The sequence below is a fragment of the Bradyrhizobium sp. WSM4872 genome (assembly GCF_055811715.1).
Map to the genome: position 1 here is coordinate 483,597 of NZ_JBVVPT010000001.1, position 17,844 is coordinate 501,440.

21 protein-coding genes are annotated in these 17,844 nt (G+C 61.7%); 14 read left to right on the forward strand and 7 right to left on the reverse strand.

Annotated features, from left to right (window positions below; translation table 11 throughout):
* Positions 1 to 15 precede the first annotated feature (15 nt).
* The 6 genes from AC0L3C_RS02345 to AC0L3C_RS02370 all read left to right on the forward strand — a co-directional run bounded on the left by AC0L3C_RS02345 (position 16) and on the right by AC0L3C_RS02370 (position 7,705).
* Positions 16 to 3,780 (forward strand): vitamin B12-dependent ribonucleotide reductase, encoded by a 3,765-nt coding sequence (locus AC0L3C_RS02345; RefSeq protein ID WP_473407041.1) that lies wholly within the window; start codon positions 16 to 18, stop codon positions 3,778 to 3,780.
* Positions 3,781 to 3,875: 95 nt separating this feature from the next.
* A complete protein-coding gene (locus tag AC0L3C_RS02350; protein WP_473387596.1) occupies positions 3,876 to 4,076 on the forward strand; it encodes a hypothetical protein in 201 nt (66 codons plus the stop codon).
* 110 nt (positions 4,077 to 4,186) lie between these two features.
* Positions 4,187 to 4,486 (forward strand): hypothetical protein, encoded by a 300-nt coding sequence (locus tag AC0L3C_RS02355; protein WP_473387593.1) that lies wholly within the window; start codon positions 4,187 to 4,189, stop codon positions 4,484 to 4,486.
* Positions 4,479 to 5,078 (forward strand): ImmA/IrrE family metallo-endopeptidase, encoded by a 600-nt coding sequence (locus AC0L3C_RS02360; protein WP_473387591.1) that lies wholly within the window; start codon positions 4,479 to 4,481, stop codon positions 5,076 to 5,078. The genes AC0L3C_RS02355 and AC0L3C_RS02360 overlap by 8 nt, the downstream gene beginning before the upstream one ends.
* A 70-nt stretch (positions 5,079 to 5,148) precedes the next feature.
* Positions 5,149 to 6,909, forward strand: a complete 1,761-nt coding sequence (locus AC0L3C_RS02365; RefSeq protein WP_473387590.1) for an ATP-dependent nuclease — start codon at positions 5,149 to 5,151, stop codon at positions 6,907 to 6,909.
* Positions 6,910 to 7,189: 280 nt separating this feature from the next.
* Complete coding sequence (locus AC0L3C_RS02370; protein ID WP_473278014.1) at positions 7,190 to 7,705, forward strand: ParB N-terminal domain-containing protein; 516 nt, start codon at positions 7,190 to 7,192, stop codon at positions 7,703 to 7,705.
* A 120-nt stretch (positions 7,706 to 7,825) separates the two neighbouring features.
* Here AC0L3C_RS02370 and AC0L3C_RS02375 read toward each other — a convergent pair whose 3' ends face one another.
* A complete protein-coding gene (locus AC0L3C_RS02375; protein ID WP_354254950.1) occupies positions 7,826 to 8,122 on the reverse strand; it encodes an HdeA/HdeB family chaperone in 297 nt (98 codons plus the stop codon).
* Positions 8,123 to 8,341: 219 nt separating this feature from the next.
* Here AC0L3C_RS02375 and AC0L3C_RS02380 point away from each other — a divergent pair, with 219 nt between their 5' ends.
* Entirely contained in the window at positions 8,342 to 9,400 is a 1,059-nt protein-coding gene (locus AC0L3C_RS02380) for a hypothetical protein (RefSeq protein ID WP_473278013.1), read from the forward strand.
* A gap of 56 nt (positions 9,401 to 9,456) precedes the next feature.
* Here AC0L3C_RS02380 and AC0L3C_RS02385 read toward each other — a convergent pair whose 3' ends face one another.
* Both AC0L3C_RS02385 and AC0L3C_RS02390 read right to left on the reverse strand, forming a co-directional pair.
* Positions 9,457 to 9,816, reverse strand: coding sequence for a c-type cytochrome (locus AC0L3C_RS02385; protein ID WP_473278012.1), 360 nt, complete (start codon positions 9,814 to 9,816; stop codon positions 9,457 to 9,459).
* Positions 9,817 to 9,967: 151 nt separating this feature from the next.
* Complete coding sequence (locus tag AC0L3C_RS02390) at positions 9,968 to 10,975, reverse strand: acyl-CoA desaturase (protein ID WP_473278011.1); 1,008 nt, start codon at positions 10,973 to 10,975, stop codon at positions 9,968 to 9,970.
* Positions 10,976 to 11,242: 267 nt separating this feature from the next.
* Between AC0L3C_RS02390 and AC0L3C_RS02395 the strand changes: the two genes are divergently transcribed.
* Together AC0L3C_RS02395 and AC0L3C_RS02400 are read left to right on the forward strand one after the other, a co-directional pair.
* On the forward strand, positions 11,243 to 11,977 hold the full coding sequence (locus tag AC0L3C_RS02395; protein WP_473407042.1) for a lytic transglycosylase domain-containing protein: 735 nt from the start codon (positions 11,243 to 11,245) through the stop codon (positions 11,975 to 11,977).
* 240 nt (positions 11,978 to 12,217) lie between these two features.
* Positions 12,218 to 12,925, forward strand: a complete 708-nt coding sequence (locus AC0L3C_RS02400) for a hypothetical protein (protein WP_473278009.1) — start codon at positions 12,218 to 12,220, stop codon at positions 12,923 to 12,925.
* Between the two features lie 45 nt (positions 12,926 to 12,970).
* On the opposite strand, the gene AC0L3C_RS02405 is transcribed toward AC0L3C_RS02400, so the two are convergent.
* Positions 12,971 to 13,360: a hypothetical protein gene (locus AC0L3C_RS02405; RefSeq protein WP_473278008.1), complete on the reverse strand. Its 390-nt coding sequence runs from the start codon at positions 13,358 to 13,360 to the stop codon at positions 12,971 to 12,973.
* A gap of 158 nt (positions 13,361 to 13,518) precedes the next feature.
* On the opposite strand from AC0L3C_RS02405, the gene AC0L3C_RS02410 reads away from it, so the two are divergent.
* Positions 13,519 to 13,776: a hypothetical protein gene (locus tag AC0L3C_RS02410; protein WP_473407043.1), complete on the forward strand. Its 258-nt coding sequence runs from the start codon at positions 13,519 to 13,521 to the stop codon at positions 13,774 to 13,776.
* 3 nt (positions 13,777 to 13,779) lie between these two features.
* Here AC0L3C_RS02410 and AC0L3C_RS02415 read toward each other — a convergent pair whose 3' ends face one another.
* Together AC0L3C_RS02415 and AC0L3C_RS02420 are read right to left on the reverse strand one after the other, a co-directional pair.
* Complete coding sequence (locus tag AC0L3C_RS02415; protein ID WP_473407044.1) at positions 13,780 to 14,427, reverse strand: cell envelope biogenesis protein TolA; 648 nt, start codon at positions 14,425 to 14,427, stop codon at positions 13,780 to 13,782.
* A gap of 279 nt (positions 14,428 to 14,706) precedes the next feature.
* A complete protein-coding gene (locus AC0L3C_RS02420) occupies positions 14,707 to 15,243 on the reverse strand; it encodes a helix-turn-helix domain-containing protein (RefSeq protein ID WP_473278006.1) in 537 nt (178 codons plus the stop codon).
* A gap of 201 nt (positions 15,244 to 15,444) precedes the next feature.
* Here AC0L3C_RS02420 and AC0L3C_RS02425 point away from each other — a divergent pair, with 201 nt between their 5' ends.
* From AC0L3C_RS02425 to AC0L3C_RS02435, 3 genes are all read left to right on the forward strand, one after another.
* Positions 15,445 to 15,795: a zinc ribbon domain-containing protein YjdM gene (locus AC0L3C_RS02425; protein WP_473278005.1), complete on the forward strand. Its 351-nt coding sequence runs from the start codon at positions 15,445 to 15,447 to the stop codon at positions 15,793 to 15,795.
* 112 nt (positions 15,796 to 15,907) lie between these two features.
* Complete coding sequence (locus tag AC0L3C_RS02430; protein WP_473278004.1) at positions 15,908 to 16,123, forward strand: hypothetical protein; 216 nt, start codon at positions 15,908 to 15,910, stop codon at positions 16,121 to 16,123.
* A 162-nt stretch (positions 16,124 to 16,285) separates the two neighbouring features.
* Complete coding sequence (locus AC0L3C_RS02435; RefSeq protein ID WP_473257010.1) at positions 16,286 to 16,471, forward strand: hypothetical protein; 186 nt, start codon at positions 16,286 to 16,288, stop codon at positions 16,469 to 16,471.
* Positions 16,472 to 16,493: 22 nt separating this feature from the next.
* Here the strand turns inward: AC0L3C_RS02435 and AC0L3C_RS02440 are convergent, their stop codons facing one another.
* Positions 16,494 to 17,414 (reverse strand): DMT family transporter, encoded by a 921-nt coding sequence (locus AC0L3C_RS02440; RefSeq protein ID WP_473257012.1) that lies wholly within the window; start codon positions 17,412 to 17,414, stop codon positions 16,494 to 16,496.
* A 38-nt stretch (positions 17,415 to 17,452) separates the two neighbouring features.
* Here AC0L3C_RS02440 and AC0L3C_RS02445 point away from each other — a divergent pair, with 38 nt between their 5' ends.
* The gene (locus AC0L3C_RS02445; protein WP_473258389.1) at positions 17,453 to 17,701 is read left to right on the forward strand and encodes a hypothetical protein; all 249 of its coding nucleotides are present in this window, start codon (positions 17,453 to 17,455) and stop codon (positions 17,699 to 17,701) included.
* Positions 17,702 to 17,844: the final 143 nt, after the last annotated feature.

Here is a 17,844-nt window from a genome sequence, read left to right on the forward strand (position 1 = left end):
GGACGGGGCAAGACCATGCGGATTGAGCGGCGCCACACCACTTCGGGACAGTCACCTTACGCCGGCATCGAGTTCCGGCTGACCACGTCGGAGATCAGGAATCCCGACGGCTCGGTCGTGTTCAAGCTCGACAATGTCGAGGTGCCGACCGCGTGGTCGCAGGTCGCCTCCGACGTCCTGGCCCAGAAGTACTTCCGCAAGGCCGGCGTTGCCGCGCGCCTGAAGAAGGTCGAGGAAGAGTCCGTCCCCTCCTTCCTGTGGCGCTCCGTGCCCGATACCGAGGCGCTTGCCCTGCTGCCCGAGAAAGAGCGCTTCGTCAGCGAGCTCTCGGCCAAGCAGGTGTTCGACCGTCTCGCCGGCTGCTGGACCTATTGGGGCTGGAAGGGCAACTATTTCTCCTCCGACGAGGACGCCCAGACCTTCTACGACGAGCTCCGCTACATGCTGACCATGCAGATGGTCGCGCCGAACTCGCCGCAATGGTTCAACACCGGTCTGCACTGGGCCTATGGCATCGACGGCCCCGGCCAGGGCCATTATTACGTCGACCCCTTCACCGGCAAGCTGACCCGCTCGAAATCCTCCTACGAGCATCCGCAGCCGCACGCCTGCTTCATCCAGGGCGTCGGTGACGACCTCGTCAACGAGGGCGGCATCATGGACCTCTGGGTCCGCGAAGCCCGCCTGTTCAAATACGGCTCCGGCACCGGCTCCAACTTCTCGCGCCTGCGCGGCGAAGGCGAACGCCTCTCCGGCGGCGGCCGCTCGTCCGGCCTGATGAGCTTCCTCAAGATCGGCGACCGCGCCGCGGGCGCGATCAAGTCGGGCGGCACCACGCGCCGCGCCGCCAAGATGGTCGTGGTCGACGTCGATCACCCCGACATCGAGACCTATATCGACTGGAAGGTGAAGGAGGAGCAGAAGGTCGCGGCTCTCGTCACCGGATCCAAGATCAACCAGAAGCACCTCAAGGCCGTGCTGAAGGCCTGCGTCAATTGCGAAGGCTCGGGCGACGATTGCTTCGATCCCGAGAAGAACCCGGCGCTCCGCCGCGAGATCAAGCTCGCGCGCCGCAGCCTCGTGCCTGACAACTACATCAAGCGCGTCATCCAGTTCGCCAAGCAAGGCTACAAGGACATCCAGTTCGACGTCTATGACACCGACTGGGATTCGGAAGCCTATCTCACGGTCTCCGGCCAGAACTCCAACAACTCGGTCTCGCTCAAGGACGACTTCCTGCGCGCGGTCGAGACCGACGGCGACTGGAATCTGGTGGGACGCACCACCAAGAAGATCACCAAGACCCTGAAGGCGCGCGATCTCTGGGAAAAAATCGGTTACGCCGCCTGGGCGTCGGCCGACCCCGGCCTGCACTTCAACACCACCATGAACGACTGGCACACCTGCAAGGCGTCCGGCGATATCCGCGCCTCCAATCCGTGCTCGGAATACATGTTCCTGGACGACACGGCGTGCAACCTCGCCTCCGCCAATCTGCTGACGTTCTACGACATCCCCTCCAAGCGTTTCGACGTCGAGGGTTACGAGCATCTCTGCCGGCTCTGGACCATCGTGCTCGAAATCTCGGTGATGATGGCGCAGTTCCCGTCGAAGTCGATCGCCGAGCTCTCCTACGAGTTCCGCACGCTCGGCCTCGGCTACGCCAATATCGGCGGCCTCCTGATGACCATGGGCCTGTCTTATGACTCGAAGGAAGGCCGCGCCATCGCCGGCGCGCTGACCGCGATCATGACGGGCATCACCTACAAGACCTCGGCCGAGATGGCGGCCGAGCTCGGCACCTTCCCCGGCTACAAGAAGAACGCCGCGCACATGCTGCGCGTGATCCGCAACCACCGCCGCGCCGCCCACGGCCAGTCCAACGGCTACGAGGCGCTGAGCGTCAATCCGGTGCCGATGGACCTGGTGTCCTGCCCGCAAGGAGACCTCGTCACCCATGCGCAAGCGGCCTGGGATGCGGCGCTCGAGCTCGGCGAGAAGTACGGCTATCGCAACGCCCAGACCACGGTGATCGCTCCGACCGGCACGATCGGCCTCGTCATGGATTGCGACACCACCGGCATCGAGCCTGATTTTGCGCTGGTGAAATTCAAGAAGCTCGCCGGTGGCGGCTACTTCAAGATCATCAACCGCGCGGTCCCCGCAGCCCTTCGCGCGCTCGGCTATCGCGAGAGCGAGATCGCGGAGATCGAGGCCTACGCCGTCGGCCACGGCTCGCTCTCCAACGCGCCCGGCATCAACGCCTCGACGCTGAGGGCCAAGGGCTTCACCGATGAAGCCATCGCCAAGGTCGAGAAGGCGCTGCCGACCGCGTTCGACATCAAGTTCGCCTTCAACAAATGGACCTTCGGCGAAGACTTCATCCGCGACCAGCTCGGCATCGGTGCCGAGGCGATCGCGGCCCCCGGCTTCGACCTGCTCCAGGCCGTGGGCTTCACCAAGCGCGAGATCGAGGCGGCCAACGTCCACATCTGCGGCGCGATGACGGTGGAAGGTGCCCCGCACCTCAAGGCCGAGCACTATCCGGTGTTCGACTGCGCCAACCCCTGCGGCAAGGTCGGCAAGCGCTATCTCTCGGTCGAGAGCCACATCCGCATGATGTCGGCGGCGCAGCCCTTCATCTCGGGTGCGATCTCCAAGACCATCAACATGCCGAACGACGCCACCGTGGAGGACTGCAAGTCCGCCTACATGCTGTCGTGGAAGCTGGCGCTCAAGGCCAACGCGCTCTATCGCGACGGCTCCAAGCTCAGCCAGCCGCTCAACTCGCAGCTCATCGCAGACGATGAGGACGAGGATGATGTGGTCGATCATCTCTACGACAAGCCGATGGCGGCACGCACCGCCCAGGTCTCGGAAAAGATCGTCGAGAAGCTGGTCGAGCGCATCATCGTGATGCGCGAGCGCGAGAAGATGCCGGATCGCCGCAAGGGTTACACCCAGAAGGCGGTCGTCGGCGGCCACAAGGTCTATTTGCGCACCGGCGAGTATGACGACGGCCGCATCGGCGAGATCTTCATCGACATGCACAAGGAAGGCGCGGCGCTGCGCTCCTTCATCAACAACTTCGCCATCGCGGTGTCGCTGGGTCTCCAGTACGGCGTGCCGCTCGACGAATATGTCGACGCCTTCACCTTCACCCGCTTCGAGCCGGCGGGCCCCGTGCAGGGCAACGACAGCATCAAGTACGCGACCTCGATCCTCGACTACGTCTTCCGAGAGCTGGCGGTGAGCTATCTCAGCCGCTTCGACCTCGCCCATGTCGATCCCAGCGAGACCGGGTTCGACGTGCTCGGCAAGGGCGTCGAGGAAGGCAAGGAGCCGGATGACCACGGCCAGCGCGCCTCCAAGCTGGTGTCGCGCGGCCTCACCCGCTCCCGCACCGACAACCTCGTGGTGATGCGCGGCGGCTCGACCGCGGTCGCCCAAGGCAACGACAGCGCGCCCGCCGGTGGCTCCAAGGTCACCTCGCTCGCCTCGCACGGCGCAGGCCGTGCCGGCGACGTCCTGGAAGGCGCGGTCGCGCTGAAGCAGGAAGTCGCCCACGACCTCTCGCCCACCGAGAAGCTGGAGGCCCTGCAATGGAGCAAGGCCGGCAGCGCGCAAGTCGCGGTGCCCAGCAAGGCCGAGCGCCGCGCGGAAGCGAAAGCCAAGGGCTATGAGGGCGAGATGTGCAGCGAGTGCGGCAACTTCACGCTGGTGCGGAATGGCACGTGCATGAAGTGCGATACTTGCGGCAGCACGACGGGGTGTTCGTAAGCGCGCCCTGAAACATAGAGCATGCCCGGCCGATGCCGGGCATGCGCAACGCCTAGTTTAAGTATTGTTGAATTCATTGTCTTTGGAGATTCGACATGACCAAGCAGCCAGGCCTTGACGGACGCCATCGCGACGCGGATGGGCAAATCCGTCACAAAAACGGTAACACTCGCGTCGACACACTGCGAGAAACCTACGGCGAAAACTTCGCCAAGGGATTTCGTGGGGACATGAAGCTGGAGACACTTCTTGAGAGGACCGGCGCCCCAACACTCACTGAGTATCTTAAAAAATAGACAAATACTTGGACGGTTAGCTTCTTCGTTCATCGGAGCACGTCATGATCAGCGTTCTAAGCCGCTTTGGACATCGGTGCCGAGAGTTGCGCCTCTCAAGAGGCCTAACCATGGGTGACCAGTCGGCACGCCTTAATTATTCCGTCAATAGAATTTCATCGATCGAATGCGGAGCTATGACTCCGCCTGACGACTATCTCAACGGCCTAAAAGATTGGATGAAACTGGACGACGGAGAGTTTCAGGATCTCAAGAAAACAATTCGCTCGAACGTCGTCGAACTCAATCGCGTAAAGGGTATGGGGGAGAATGGTCGCTCAATGCGGCTATTCAGAAAAATAAGTCAAATGACACCGGCACAAATCCGGGCATTCAAACAACCGCCTGAAAACGGGGTTAAGAATGAATGACGACTTCAAAGTAAACGGAAGATCGGCCAAAGATGTTGCCGCCACTGCTCTTGCTTGGCGTGACGTTTTGGGCGTTGCGGATCAGTGGGCTCCAGACGTCGTCAGACTGCTTGAGCTGTCATTACCTCGGATTATTTCCAACTTTGCACTCGTTGTTCGCCCCGACCCAGAGATGGGCGACGCAGAAGCCTATACTGAATTCAATCCACCACATATTGCCGTTCGCGGCAGCGTCTATTCGCTCGCCCTCCATCAAGAAGGCCGAAGCCGAATGACCTTCGCGCATGAACTTGGGCACCTCGTCATGCATCCGGGCGCGGTAAAGCTCCGCAGCGAAGCTGCCGCTCTCACGAAGTCGTCGTTCAAATTCTACGAGAGCGCAGAATGGCAGGCGAGAAAATTTGCCGCGCTATTTCTGGTCCCCGACCATATCGCGATACAGTTTGGCAGCGCGCAGCAGCTAGCCGAGTGCTGCAAGATCAGCGCGCAGGCCGCTCAGATAAGATTCAACGAGACCTCCCCGCTGCGGCAGCAGAAGCAAATTCCGGAGAGCATCCGGCAGGCCGTCGCTCAACTCAATCCCATCGAATAAGACAGAAGCCGCGCTAAACTGTTCTTCTAACAGGTAGGAAGATCAAGGATAGCGAGCCAAGAAGCGCGCGATGTTTACAAGCGTCAAGTTTCGCAACTTCAAGTCGCTCAGGGATTACACTGTCCACCTGAAGAGAACCAATATTTTGGTCGGCCCTAACAATGCTGGGAAATCCAGCATCTTGGATGCATTCCGTGTACTCGGTGCGGCGCAAACGTTCGCAATGCGCAGGAATCCAACACCATTGACGATCGGGCGCGACACGATTTCGGGGTATGAAATCCCGCAATCCCAACTTCCTATCTCTCTCGCCAATATTCATACAGACTACCACTCTGAGTACGAGACCTCGGTCACGTTCCAAATTGAGAATGGCAACAAGCTCCAACTCTTGTTCTTCGAAAATTCGCGTTGTGTGCTTGTAGCCGATAACTTGGGGCGCCAAATTCAGAATACGTCCGCATACAAGCGGAACTATCCACTCACAATCTCCATATTCCCAACTCTTGGTCCACTCGAAGAAGAGGAAAGCCCTGTCGATCCTGACTACCTTCGCCGTTGGCAGTCCACACGGCGATCAAACCGGCTTTTTCGAAACATCTGGTACCAGAACAGGACGAACTTTGATCGTTTCAAGTCTTTGGTTGAGGAAACTTGGCCCGGCATGACGATATCGCCGCCTGAGCGACACGGGTTTAATCCCGCTCGTCTGACAATGTTTTGCGTCGAAAACAGGGTCACTCGCGAGGTCTGCTGGGCTGGGTTCGGCTTTCAAGTGTGGCTTCAATTGCTGACCCATCTTCAGGGCGCTAGCGACTCAACCACAATGATCGTGGATGAGCCGGAGATATACCTGCATCCAGACCTGCAGCGGCGCCTCTTTTTGCTGCTCAAATCAATGAACAAGCAACTGGTTATGGCCACGCATTCCTCGGAAATCGTGAATGAGGCCGAGCATGACGAGATCCTCCTCGTCAACCGAACTCGGCGGACCGCCAAGCGAGTTGGCGATATAGATGGCCTTCAGGAGGCGCTCTTCACAATTGGCTCAGGGCAAAACATACATTTGGCCCGTCTGTCACGCGGTCGTAAGATACTCTTCTTTGAGGGTGACGACATAAAACTCATGAAGAAGTTTGCGGCCCGACTTGGGTATCGCAACTTCGAAAATGAGACGAGCATAACGGTCGTGCCTCTAGGTGGCTTCTCTCACAAGGAAAAGATTGCCGACGCAGCTTGGACTTTCGAAAAAGTTCTCCGCGCCGAAATATCCATTGCTGCGGTGCTCGATCGCGATTACCGCTCCGCCGAGGAGGTCGATGAAATCGCCCGTTCAGTTCCAGCGTCGATACCGGCTTTTTTCATTTTGGCACGTAAGGAGATCGAAAATTATCTGATCGAGCCTCACGCCATTGCAAATGCGATAAACGAACGCTTGGCAGGTCAGTCGAACCGCACGCGCCCCGATCTAACCGCTGAGGAGACGACGCAAATCTTAGATCAAATCGCGAACGGCATGAAATCAATGGTTTTGAGCCAGCTCGCAGGAAACCGCACCCGCTTCTTCGAAGGACGGACTCGCCATGATCCATCGACTGTATTTAAGGAAGCAATTGAGTACCTAGACGCCAAATGGACTTCAACCGCGAGCAAGCTAACTGTCGTCCCTGGCAAGCAACTTCTATCGGCCCTAAACACGTACCTGCAAGAAGCCATGGGCGTGTCAATCACTGCAACTCAAATCATTCGATCCTTGTCTCTGCCAAGCGATAGCGATCTGCGGCATATACTCGCTGCTCTGGACGAATTTGCTGCCGCTCAACAATCGTGACCTCATGCTAAAATTACGCTGACCAGTGCACTTAGCAGGCCTTCCGGCATTGCGGTGAAAGTGCACCAATTCACCTGCTCCTTCCGGCCGATCTGCGGATTCGGCTCCGCGTTTGGTGAACGGCGTCAATTAAGTGCACACCGTCATCGAGACTGGTTCCAGCTTCGTGCTCATCAACACCCCGCCGCCGGAATTACCTTTGCGGCTGCGCCCTTCCCTCCTAAACTCCGACCACCGCCGGCATCGGTTCCGACGGGCCCGGTAGAAGCGGAGTCAGATTATGCCCAAACCGGAAAGCTTCCCGATCGAGAAGATCTTCGTTCCCACGAAGCAGAAGAAAGCAATCAAGCCCGGGATCGTCGGGGAGATCGCTGAAAGTATGCTGGACATCGGACAACAGGAACCCATTTCCGTCCGGCTCGACGGAGACCGCCTCGTTCTGGTCGAGGGGCTGCATCGGCTCGAAGCCTGCAAGGCGCTCGGCGAGACGACCATCATCGGTGTCATCGTCCCGGCGGAAGTCGCTCAACACAGGCCGCTGCTGTCCGAAGGACCTGCAGTCGAGGCAGAGCGCATCAAGATGGCGCGATTGAAACAGCTGCGCCTCGAGAAGGAAGCTGCGGAAGCATCTATGGCTGGCTCGAAGAGCGTCAACGCAACGGAAGCGCCGCGCACCCGTCCGACGAAAGGCGTTCGCGACAATCCGAAGGCATCACCGGGCCGGACTGCGAAATCGTCGCCGAAAACATTGTCGGACTGGATCACGCAGCAAAAGGGCCACGGCGGCCGCTATTGATGGCCGGCGATGACGGTGCCAGTGCACTTCACCTGTCGATGTAGATTCAATGCGCGTCGCCGTAATGCGCGATACGGTCAGGCCGGACACGACCGCAAACGCCCGCGCCCTCCTCGGCCCCTACTTCGTATTGGCCTCGACCGCGTCCAGCAGCGGCATCTCGCGATGCGACTCGCAGAAGCGTGAGAGCTTGTTGCCGTTCTTGTTCAGCGCTTGCGTGTCCACGACGGGATTGTTGCGGCGGCCGGCGTAGAACCCGGCGAGCCAAACGTTTACGGTCTGCATGTGGGTAATGCGCTGGGTGATGTACTGGTCGCAGCTGATCTTGGAAACGTCGACCAGCACCTGGGCCTTGGCCGGCACGGCCAGCAGCAGGGCCGCGAAGGCACCAAGGATGATCGCTCTTGTCTGAACCATGTGTTCCTTCCGATGAATGTCTGCACGGTGGCGACGGTCGGGCGCTGCATGCTTGATCCAGATCAAGGGCGCCCGTTGCATACCCCGCGACCGCCCCACCCCGAGGCCTCGCCATAATTTCTCCTTCGCACGCGCGTTGTGTGGGACGGCGGCGAGTCTTATCGTTCCGATCGGACTGCCGCACTCCCATTGACGCCCGACTGGATCGAGAGCGCATCGGTGCCCGAGACGAACGACCCCAAACCTGACGACCACAAGCCCGACGCCCCCAAGCCGGACGCCCCAAAGTCGGACGCGGAACGCGCCGATGGCGGGCTGGCGCGGGCCTACGACCGGATCAAGAGCGCAGAGCAAGACCTGGCGCGGCTGGACCGGCTGGTTTCCGGAATGGAACGCGGCAGCGAAAGCCCAAGGGCCTCGCGAGCAAGCGCCGGTGCGGAGGCTGTCGAGACTCCCAAGGACAAGGCTCCCGAGGCCAAGGCTCCCAAGGCCGCGGCGCTGGCGCCGGTTAGCACGGCTCGCAATCAAGGCCTGAAGGGAGACCGGCCCATGCTGCGCGCTCTGGTCGGCCTCGTGCTGGCGATCGGCATTCTCGGTGCCGCCTTCGCTTCGCAATATCGCGACGAGGCCAGGTCCATGAGCAGGTCGATCATGGCGCGATGGACTCCACCGGCGGCGAGCGAGCCTCCGCAAGCGTCCACGGTTGAAACTCCGGCGCAGCCGCCGGCCGTGCAGCTCGCTGCCGCGGATGAGCCCGGCACGGTGCCCACGCCGCCGGTCGGCAAGGACACCGAGAGCAATGCAGGGTTTGACGCTTCAAAACCCGACGCTCCAAGACCCGACGCTTCAAAATCTGGCGCCACGACGCCTGACTCGTCGTCCTCTGATCTCGCGCAATCGCTCAAGACCATCACCAGCGAGCTCGCGAACATCAACGGAAAGCTCGAGCAACTGAAAAGCCGCAACGAGCAGACGCTGCGCGAGCAGGCCGACACCATTCAACAGCTCAAGGCGGCGCAGGAGAAGGATGCGGCGGCCAATGCGCGCCTCGCCGCACAGGTCCAGGCGCTGCAAAAGGAGCTGACGACGTCATCCGCATCTTCATCCGCACCTGCATCCGCGAAACCCGCCGCGCGAAGCGTGATGAACAACGAGACCGCTGCGCCGGCACGGCCGCACGCGCAAGCGGCCGCACCTCGGCGACCCCGGCCCTCGCGGGGGCCCTGGATGCCCCCGCCCTATATGGTCGATCCCTACTACGGCGATCCGGATTGGTGAGCCCGCGAGGCGGATGAGCCGACGGCGCGAAGCGAAGCGACACCCCTCAACCGCGGCTAGTCGCTCCTCAGGCTCAGGATGTAGCTCGCCAGCGCATCGGCCTGATCGGACGTCACGATCAGATTCGGCATGTTCTGGTGACTGGTCTTCAGGAACACTTTCAGCGAGAGCGCAGTGGTGCCCTTGCGGTTTGCGACGGCTTCGAATCCCGGGGCCGTATCGAACAGTCCGGCCATGCCGGGCTCGACGGCGTGACACGTCTGGCACCACGCTTGCGCAAGACGATGCCCCTCCGATGCCGTGCGCGCGGCCGGCCTGGGTGCCCCGCCGGCGCTGTGGACGATCATGACAAGAAACAGCCCCGACAGCGCGATCAGGATGCCCAGGCCGAAATAATTGCGAATGCTCCGCGACATAGCCATACCTCGCGCTTGCTTGGCAGCTTGCGAGCGTAGGCCCGGCGCGAGGACGCAGAATTGATCCCGATCAAGAACTGCCCTTGCGAACCCCATCGTACGATGACGGCGAGTGATGGGTTTCGCTTCCGCTTGACCCATTCTACGGGAGTCAGACCATCGCTTCCGTGTCTGCCACTGGACGTTTTCCGCCGTCTGGCTCTCCAGCGCGAGCAGTCCTGCTTCCCGCCGCAAAGATGTCGTGCACCAGCCCGAGTTTCCCCAGCCCCAGAATGATCAGGCCGTTGATGTCGATCTCGTACCAGGCGTGCGAAATGTAGGCGTCGCGGGGAAACCGGTGATGGTTGTTGTGCAGGCCTTCACCGAAGGTGAGGATCGTGGTCACGAACTCGTTGGTGGTGCCGTCGTCGAGATCGAAGCGGCGATAGCCGTAGCGGCCGTCGCTGTGGCAGACCGAGTTGACCAGCGATGTCGCCATGGTCATGAGGTAGCTGCGGAACAGGCCGGAGAACAGGATGCAGCCGGTCATCGTGTGCACGCCGCCGAAGGCGTAGCCGATCGCGCCCGGAATGATCACCGCCGAGAGCGCGTACCAGTACCAGCGTGTCCTGGTGAAGAACATGGCGATCGGGTCGGCCAGGATATCCTTGGCGTAGTATCCGGCATCGGTGGTGGCCTGGTCCCACACCCAGCCGCCTTGCGCATGCATCATCCCCTTGGCGAAGGTGACATAGGGGTTGCCGTCGCCGTCATAGTAAGGGCTGTGGACGTCGCCGGGCTTGTCGGAGTGGAGATGATGCCGGCGATGATTGCTCACCCATTTCAGGATCGAGCCCTGCACCGCCATGGTGGCGATGGCGGCGAACAGCGTCCGCATCACCGGACCGCAGCGGAAGCTGCGGTGCACGAAATAGCGATGCATGAAGCCGATCCCGACCGTGGACAACGCGAACGTGCCGGCGAAGACCGAAACCTCCACCCAGCCGATGCCTTGCCAGAAGGCCCAGACCAGCGCCGCGATCGAACCGCCGATCATGATGACGAACGAGATGTAGGAATCGCGAAACTTGGCCTCGACCACCGGCCCTTCGACCAGCACGCCCGGCGGCATTTTCCGCTCCGCAGCTTCCGCCGACACCACGCTTTCGATCACGGTCATTCCAGCCGATCCATTCACACAAAATTAACCCTGTTGCGGCGCACAGTACAACCTCGGGTTATTTCCATCAAGGATTGGAGCTGCCGTGGGAGTACGGAGCGGCGACTTGAAAGACGCGACCGGAGGAAAAAGAAGCCGGATTTCAAGGCCTGGTGACAGCGTTAACCAGGTACAAAGCCTCCGCGATGCACTCCCACAAGACCGATGCCAGGACGAAGCAAGCCCCTCCTCTCTCGCCTTCGCAAGCTCCGGCGTAGCGCGCGATGGATGCGAAAGACTTTCGCGCGCGCACCGCGGATGGTTCGGATCGCGGGCGGCATGGCGATGCTGCTTGCGGTCGTCGTGCTCGTGAATATCGCCTATCAAACCATGCGCAAGCCGACCGAGCTGTTCGTCCTTGTCGGCCACGCGCTCGACAAGGAGCCATCGGAGACCTGGCGGCAATACGGGCCGCTGTTCCGCAAGCATGCCACCGCGACGATCACGCCCGAATTGCTGGCCGCGCTGGCGCAGGTCGAGACATCGGGCAATCCGCTCGCGCGCACCTACTGGCGCTGGCGATGGAGTTTCAATCCGCTCGCGATCTACCGGCCCGCCTCCAGCGCCGTCGGCCTGTTCCAGATGCTGGACGCAGCCTACGCCGACGCCGCGCGGTTCTGTATTCGCAGCAACGCGGTCACGGAGGCCGGCTGCGGCTCACCCTTCCTCTATGTCCGCGCGATCCCGAGCCACGCCATCGAGCTGGCATCGGTGTATCTGGACCGCAATGTCGCCGATGTTCTCACGCGCGCGGGCGATGTGAAGGCGAGCGCGCGCGAGAAGCAGGATCTCGCCGCCTTCATCCATCTCTGCGGCGCTGGCCCCGCCACGGCCTATGCGCGCCGCAAGTTCCAGATGATCACCGACGAGCGCTGCGGCGATCACCTCGTCGCGAGCTACGTCGCCAGGGTCAACGCGATGAAGCGGCAGTTTGTGCGGCTTGCTGCGGAGGATGGCGGTTAGCGCCGCTACAGCCTCTTCAATTCGAAGAACGCCCTTATGGATTCCGCAATCTCTGGGCGATACTGACGCTGGATGGCATCGTCTCACTTTCTCAAGTGCGTCCCCGGAGTGAGGACGCTTCGATCCCTCCTGGGTGCGGTCCTGCTCGTGTGCACTGCCGTGTCAGGCGCGAGCGGCCAAGCCCTGATGCGGGGGACCGACCTGGTCCAGGTCCCGGACTGTCCGATCGAGCAACCATATATGCCCGAGCCGGATCGCAGCAGGACGACGCCGAGCCAGGACAGCCTTTTCTTTCCAATGGACGGACATCTCTACAAGCGCATTCAGCTTGCGGGACTGAGCGAGCCGACCGACCTCGATATCATCTGGACACCCGAAAATCCGTTCTTTCCGTTTCGGCAGCCTGCCGCCTGGCTTGTCCCCTGGACCGCGAAGACCGCCCATCTTTCGGTCGCTCAAGGCAACCCTCAATGTTTCTTCAACTGGTTTTTCTCTCCTCGGAATGTTCCGGGTCACATCGAAATCCGAGCAACGCAATCACTCGCCGGATTGAAAGTATCGTTTTCCGATCGAACCTGGGACCGCGACGGCGAGTGTCCCGCAAGACAGCTTTGCCCGGTTCTCGTCCAGCAGTTGCGGCAATGCCAATCGGCTCCCCGGTCAAAATCGTGCGACGGATTGATCGATACGGCCAGTCAGCTCACATCCCCATTTCAATGCAGGAGGACCGACGATTTCGAGCCGGTTCCGGCAATCTGGGTTTGCGAGGAGGTGATGGTCTCCAGCGTCCTGGAGGATACAATGCATCTCCTGAAGCGATTGAAGACAGCCAAAGCTCGCCAGTTCTATCGGTCAGGACAATTTCGCGCCGTGCTGGATGGAGCCTTGGCGGAGGAATACATGGATGACCCTCAACTGGAGCAACCTTCATCGCCACGCAAACGTTAGCGTCGCGATGCAGGCCGTCATCAATTCCACCTCCGTCGCTGGCCTTCACCACCAGTACGGCCAGCGCCAGCCCTCATAGCGGACATACGACGACACCAAAGGCGGGCCGTAGGGGTCGACCCGGTCGTCTTCAGGGCGATAACGATAGCGCGGAACGATATTGTAATCCCACGGCGTCGGCCTGAGCACCGGGACATCCACCCTCAACCGTTGTTCATCCACCACGCGGGCCTTCCGCGCCCGGGCTTCGGCATCCGATACCCCGAGATTACACAGCACCAAGGCGGTTCCGAGCGCACACGCGACAGTCATGATCTTCATGCGTTTGTCTCCTTGCCGCCAGAGTGCAAAAGGACGCCAGGCAAGGCAAGCGAATTTGCGATCAAGCTTTGCCGGAACGACCGATGCTGGCTGCACCGCCTCCGTCAGCTTCATCCACTGCTTGTCCCACCGGCTCTGCTCCGCTTCCGCGCGCTCTCCAGCGCAGCGTGCTGCGCTTTGATCGCCTCCGCTCTCGCCTGGATTGCAAATAGCGATCCAACACGCTAAACGTCTGCGATTGAAGCAAATCGATTCCAGCCTCTGGGGGATATATGTACAAGCTGATGGCATCTTTGGTCGTGGCGTTTTTGTCCCTGGGTATCTCGATGGCCAAGGCTGCCCCCGTTTACGAGTGTGGCGGCAACGCTGCCTGCCAGGCTAAGCGCGAGCGCATGTCCCAGGACGCTTACGATCGCAACATCGGCCGGTGCCTGACCGCAGCGGGCGCCACGCGCGAGCAGTGGCGCGCCCATGCCGTGCCGCGCGCGCAGGCGGACAAGGTCCGCGCCTGCCTCGAAGCACGCGGCTAAGCCCTACTCCCGCGCGCGACGCACAGCCTCCGCCAGCTTCATCCGCTGCTTGTCCCAACGCGTCGCCTCCGCCTCGGCGCGTTGATCGAGCGCGGCGCGCTCAGATTCGATCGCCTCCGCCCGCGATTCGTGCTGCCGCCTCGCCTCGTCCAGCGCCGCCTGCGCGCTCGCGACCGCCTTGTCGCGGCGCGCGCGCTCCTTGGCGCGGGCGGCCTCTTCCTTGCGGCGCTCGGCTTCCCGCCGCTTCTCTTCCTTCTCGAATGCTGCGGCGGCCTTGCGCGCCTGTTGAGCGTCGACCTTGCGGGCTGGCTGCTTTGTAGCCTTTGAAGAACTCTTTTTCGGTTTGGACTTCGCTTTGCGTTTGGGCTTGGCCCCGTCGTCAGCGAGATCGGTCGGCAACTCGGAATGCTCGGTGAACGCCCCGTCCGATCCGACCGGACGCCTGAGCACCACGCCCGGCTTCTCCATCGTCGCCGCGACGATGTCGGGGTCGTCGGTCTCTTTCGCAGCACCCTGATGAAACAGATTGGACCTGGCGCCCCAGGCGTCCAGCGCCGCCTTCATCGAGGGCGCGGCGATCGCCTGGTCGTAGAAGCCGAGCGAGGTCTGGTAGGTCTTCAGTTTTCTTTTTGGTTTTGCTTTCTTTGGCATGTCGCTCCGCAGCTGGCGAGCCACCAGCTTCCAGCGGCGCCATCTTGCCATACTGCCCCTGTTTTGCCCGACGAGTCAAATTCGATTCGGTATCGCCGAAGTCGAGGCGAGGCCGTAGCCCGGACGGTGCCCGCGGCGCGATTCCCGGATTGCGCTTCGCTCCATCCGGGCTACGGCCCAATACCAACGCTTTTTCGGATTTCCAACACACTGAAATCCCTCGGGATTTCTACTGTGCATGGGGTTGTTTTCGACGTTTTTATTTTGACGGGGTGCTGACTACGCCGCGTCGACATCCTCGGGCGCCGGCCCCGCGACGAGCCCGTCGAGGCCGACCATCAGCAGATCGGCGATGTGCATCAGCTGATACAGCGGAATGTCCGCCAGGCCCTCCTCGGCCAGAGAGACGAAGGCAGGCGTGGCGCCGATAAGCTCGGCGAGCTGGCTTTGCGTGTAGCCGCGTTTTTCGCGCGCAGCCCTGAGGCGCGCACCTATCCCCAGCCGGTGTCGGGACTGCTCGTCCGCGGTCATCATGACGGCCTGCTCGTCCGCGCTCGCATAACCGTCCGCGAACGCGCTGCCGATCAGCCTGCCCTTGCGCCAGGCAACCCGGCAGTCCTTGCGCAGTCCGCTGCTGAAGACCAGCGTGAACTGCTCGGCGACCCAGAGCGAGGCGTTGAGGCCGAGGCGTGCGCCGGTGCCGGAGACATCGCGGATGGTGCAGGGCGCGCTGATGATCTTGCCGGTGCCGTTGTCGAACTCGACAATGCCGGTGCGCAGCGTGTGATGTCTGACTGCGGCGCGATGCTCGCTCATGACCAGAACACTCCCTTCCGCCGCGACGTCGAACCGACGCAGCTACAAATTCCGGACCTCGATACCTCAGAGTTTTTCCTGAACTCCTAAGTTTCCAAGGGTTCCGCCAGGACTGAAAGCCATGGTAAAGGATTTGCTCCCAATCCATCTTTTTCCGGCGGAAAGCGTGCGGCGCGCCCGTGACGGGCGACGAGGCGAATAATGACCGACGCGATGAAATGTCCGACCTGCAGCTCCGAGCACGCCTATCAGGATCGCGGCCTCTGGGTCTGCCCGGAATGCGGCCACGAATGGAGCGGCACGGCGGAGGCCGCCGCGGACGCCGCGCAAGAGACCGGCGTGCGCGATGCCAACGGCAATGCGCTCACTGATGGCGACAGCGTCATCGTGATGAAGGATCTCAAGGTCAAGGGCTCCTCCTCCGTCGTCAAGGGCGGCACCAAGGTCCGCAACATCCGCCTGCAGGACGCGACCGACGGCCACAACATCGCCTGCAAGATCGACGGCATCGGCGCGATGAATTTGAAATCGGAGTTCGTGAGGAAGGCGTAAGGGCCGCGAACGCCAGGCGACCGCCAACGACGCATCGGGACGAAGAAGCGATGCGTCGGCCTGAACTTTTCGCGAGTTCGGCCGTTCTCTGTGTCAACAGAGGATGGCGGAAATGGTTTTCGATTTGCGGATCATCGCGATCTCGGCGAGTCTCGTTTTGGCTTCGATCGCGGTTGCCGCGGCCAGCGATCTGCACGACCAGCCGTCCTCGGCCGCCGCCGGCACGAGCGGTCCTGCGGGCGATGCGCGACCCATTCGCGTCGTTCTGCCCGCGCCATGGGAGCCCGCGACGCCGTCGTCAGGTTCAGCGGCCGCTACGCGAAAATAACTCGCCCTACGATCCCGCCAGCCGCACGTCCTGTTCAAAAGTGGACATACGCTGCTGCGCCGGGCCGGTACCGATCACTCAGCATCCGCACGACAATTTCGGGAGGCCGCTCTGCGAGAACCGCCAACAAGCGACGCGACCGGGCCGAACCCCACCGATGACATGTTCGACAATCTGAGCGATCAGGCCGTCTTGCGATTGTACGAAAACATCCGGCATCAGGTTGCCGCCGACAAGGCGCTCGGCGGCAGGTATCGGCTGCTCGGAAAATCCGCCAGCGAGCGCGCCGAGCGGCTCGGGCGGGAGCTGACCTGCCGCGGCGTCAAGTTCACCACCATCGAATGGTAAGCGCCGTTTTGGAGGCTGCGATCTATCGCTGCCTCTGCGCCAGATAGAATCCGCACAGTACCGTGACCAATCCCGCCGTCTGCAATAGTGTCGGCGGCTCGCCGAGCAGGAGCCAGCCGGTGAGCACCGTCAGCGCCGGCACGCAGGCAGGGACGACGGCGGCGCGGGCAACGCCGAGGCGTTGCACCGAGACTGCGAACAGATAAAGCGCAGCCGGGCCCGCAAGCACGCCCTGCGCCAGCGCCTGGATGGCGTTCTCACCGATACCGATCGCCGCGATCCGCGCGAGTCCGCCGGTCATGAGGTAGATCGGCAGCAGCAGCAGCGACAGCACGTTGATGACGAGCGCAGCCGACACGGCCGAGACACGCCAGTGGCGCAGCAGCGCGCCGAAACCTGCGAACATCAATCCGGTCAGCACGAAGGTCAGATCGCCGAGCACGCCGTCGACGCCGATATGGCCGATTGATTCCGCGCCGATCACGCCGAGTCCGCCGACGATGACGACAGCGCCGGCGATGCGCGACGCGGAGACGTGCTCCTTCAGGAACAAGGCCGCGAGCAGCAGGCCGCCGAGGGTCGCGCAGGAGGGCTGGATCACGCTGCCATGGCCGAGCGGCACGAACAGAAAACCAGTGTAGGAGATCAGCGACATCACGGGGCCGCCGAGCACCATCAGCGCAAGGCCCCTGCCCCAGCCGATGCCGCAGAGATCGGAGATGCCGCCGCGTATCACCAGCGGCAGGAACGCGATGCCGGACCAGACATAGCGATGCACGAGCAGATCGACCGGAGTGAAGCCGACCTTGAGCCCGTGCCGCGTGCCGGCAAAGCCGAGCGCCCAGAACACCGCCGCGGCGAGGCCGCAGAGCACGCCGACAAGCGCCGGCGCCGCATCGTTCTTTTGAGTGAGAGCGTCGGCGCCGCTCGTCCGCTGATCCATCAGCAAGGCTTATGTCAGCGCGCGACGAGGCTCAACCCATGCCGTTGCAGATCTGGCTAGAAAAATCCGGGGCTGAGATCGAGCCCATATGTCAGGCTCAGAACGAACACGAACAGCGCGGCGGCTGCGAACAAGGCGAGATGCCTAAGAATGAACGCGCGCGGCGAGACGCTTGCAACAACGGCTTTCTGTGCAATGGGCATGACTACTCCATTATGAAAATGATTCTTGGCTGCTCAATAAGCAGCGACCGCATCAAGCGCCGCGATCTGCAAAGCAACTATTAAAGAGATCACACTCGCTTTGAACGGCCGTACACAAGTGACACGTGATCATGACTCGCCGCGCAAAAAAAAGACCGCGCTCCCGAAGGGAACGCGGTCCAGGCAGGCTCGGAAAAAGAACCTGCGTTGGCTTGATGTTGGCTTGT

Coding starts and splice junctions, on each gene's coding strand:
- AC0L3C_RS02345 (WP_473407041.1), top strand. CDS start 16: ATGCGGATTGAGCGGCGCCACACCACTTCGGGACAGTCACCTTACGCC.
- AC0L3C_RS02350 (WP_473387596.1), top strand. CDS start 3,876: ATGACCAAGCAGCCAGGCCTTGACGGACGCCATCGCGACGCGGATGGG.
- AC0L3C_RS02355 (WP_473387593.1), top strand. CDS start 4,187: ATGGGTGACCAGTCGGCACGCCTTAATTATTCCGTCAATAGAATTTCA.
- AC0L3C_RS02360 (WP_473387591.1), top strand. CDS start 4,479: ATGAATGACGACTTCAAAGTAAACGGAAGATCGGCCAAAGATGTTGCC.
- AC0L3C_RS02365 (WP_473387590.1), top strand. CDS start 5,149: ATGTTTACAAGCGTCAAGTTTCGCAACTTCAAGTCGCTCAGGGATTAC.
- AC0L3C_RS02370 (WP_473278014.1), top strand. CDS start 7,190: ATGCCCAAACCGGAAAGCTTCCCGATCGAGAAGATCTTCGTTCCCACG.
- AC0L3C_RS02375 (WP_354254950.1), bottom strand. CDS start 8,122: ATGGTTCAGACAAGAGCGATCATCCTTGGTGCCTTCGCGGCCCTGCTG.
- AC0L3C_RS02385 (WP_473278012.1), bottom strand. CDS start 9,816: ATGTCGCGGAGCATTCGCAATTATTTCGGCCTGGGCATCCTGATCGCG.
- AC0L3C_RS02390 (WP_473278011.1), bottom strand. CDS start 10,975: ATGACCGTGATCGAAAGCGTGGTGTCGGCGGAAGCTGCGGAGCGGAAA.
- AC0L3C_RS02395 (WP_473407042.1), top strand. CDS start 11,243: ATGCGAAAGACTTTCGCGCGCGCACCGCGGATGGTTCGGATCGCGGGC.
- AC0L3C_RS02400 (WP_473278009.1), top strand. CDS start 12,218: ATGCCCGAGCCGGATCGCAGCAGGACGACGCCGAGCCAGGACAGCCTT.
- AC0L3C_RS02405 (WP_473278008.1), bottom strand. CDS start 13,360: ATGAAGCTGACGGAGGCGGTGCAGCCAGCATCGGTCGTTCCGGCAAAG.
- AC0L3C_RS02410 (WP_473407043.1), top strand. CDS start 13,519: ATGTACAAGCTGATGGCATCTTTGGTCGTGGCGTTTTTGTCCCTGGGT.
- AC0L3C_RS02415 (WP_473407044.1), bottom strand. CDS start 14,427: ATGCCAAAGAAAGCAAAACCAAAAAGAAAACTGAAGACCTACCAGACC.
- AC0L3C_RS02420 (WP_473278006.1), bottom strand. CDS start 15,243: ATGAGCGAGCATCGCGCCGCAGTCAGACATCACACGCTGCGCACCGGC.
- AC0L3C_RS02425 (WP_473278005.1), top strand. CDS start 15,445: ATGACCGACGCGATGAAATGTCCGACCTGCAGCTCCGAGCACGCCTAT.
- AC0L3C_RS02430 (WP_473278004.1), top strand. CDS start 15,908: ATGGTTTTCGATTTGCGGATCATCGCGATCTCGGCGAGTCTCGTTTTG.
- AC0L3C_RS02435 (WP_473257010.1), top strand. CDS start 16,286: ATGTTCGACAATCTGAGCGATCAGGCCGTCTTGCGATTGTACGAAAAC.
- AC0L3C_RS02440 (WP_473257012.1), bottom strand. CDS start 17,414: ATGGATCAGCGGACGAGCGGCGCCGACGCTCTCACTCAAAAGAACGAT.
- AC0L3C_RS02445 (WP_473258389.1), top strand. CDS start 17,453: ATGCCGTTGCAGATCTGGCTAGAAAAATCCGGGGCTGAGATCGAGCCC.